This window comes from Streptomyces sp. UH6, from assembly GCF_013421635.1.
In the GTDB taxonomy this organism is placed as follows: Bacteria; Actinomycetota; Actinomycetes; order Streptomycetales; family Streptomycetaceae; genus Streptomyces; species Streptomyces abyssomicinicus.
Genome location: NZ_JACADT010001385.1, coordinates 1 through 1,119, shown reverse-complemented (window position 1 = coordinate 1,119; position 1,119 = coordinate 1). Strand labels below are relative to the sequence as shown.

The window sequence follows — 1,119 nt, the reverse complement described above, 5'->3', positions numbered from 1 at the left end:
GCCGTCGGCGCCGACGAGGCGTCCGTGCCCGTCGACGGCGATCCTCCCGGTCGTCGTCCGGTACCCGGTGGCCGGGTCGCCGAGGACCTCCTCCGTCGCCGCCCCGGCGGCGTGCAGCGACGCCAGGAGCGGGTCGGCGGTGCCCGAGACCGTCGGATCGGGCACCCGGGCGTCGACGAGGACCGCGGCCGTGAACGTGCCGGGGAAGTTCGCGCCGCCGGCCCGGTACAGCCCGGCCGACTCGTCGAGTTCCACCCGCATCGCCGAGCCGAGGGGCCGGACCACGCCCGCGCGGCACAGTGCCAGCAGCTCCTCCAGGCGGAACGCCGGCGGTCCGCTGGCGACCAGGTTGAACAGCGAGAGCCAGGCGCCGTCGAGCTCCGCGGCCTCGGACCGGGGGTCCATGCGCCCGCGCAGCCGCGGGAGACGGTCGAAGAAGAGCAGCAGCGCGCCGTAGACGGCCGTGTCGGCGGACCGGGCCGGATCGGCGCCGCGCCTCAGCTCACGCTCCAGCAGGGCGGCGAAGTGCGTCCCGAAGGCCTCGGCGGAAGCGAAGGCGGCGTGGCGCAGCGGTGCGCGGAGGGCGTCGAGGTCGAACCGGTGGGCGGGCTCGGGGACGGCCTTCGCGACGAGTTCGTCCCGCTCCTGCGGGGTGGCCGTGGCGTGAAGCTCCTCGAACTGCCACCACGGCATGGTGGTGTGTTCCGGGCGGGCGGCGAACAGTTCGCGGTAGTACGCGTGGCCGAGGTCCTTCACGACGACCGGCCAGAGGTCCCGGCGGAAGTCGACGGTCCCGTCCCGCGCGAGCAGCCGCTCCGCGACGTCCGGGAAGTGACGCAGCTCCCGGGGGAGTCCGAGGACCGGCCGGTGGGTCGGCTTGCCGCGGTAGGGCAGGCCCCGGCGGGAGCCCACGAGCAGCCGTGGCTCGCGTCCCGACGGGACGTACCGCAGGGCGCCGTCGCCGTCGCGGGTGTAACGCCCGCCCCGGCCCTCGGTGAGCAGGGCCATCAGGTCGAAGAAGGCCAGCCCCAGGCCGCGGACCAGCACGTCGGCGCCCGGCGGAACGGCGGAGAGGTCGGCGTCGGCGACCAGGCCGGGCGGCAGGTAGGTCAGCCGGTG

1 pseudogene is annotated in these 1,119 nt (G+C 76.1%); it reads right to left on the bottom strand.

From position 1 onward, the window contains the following. Positions 1-1,119, bottom strand: a pseudogene (locus HW445_RS32050) (adenylate cyclase); the annotation flags it as partial.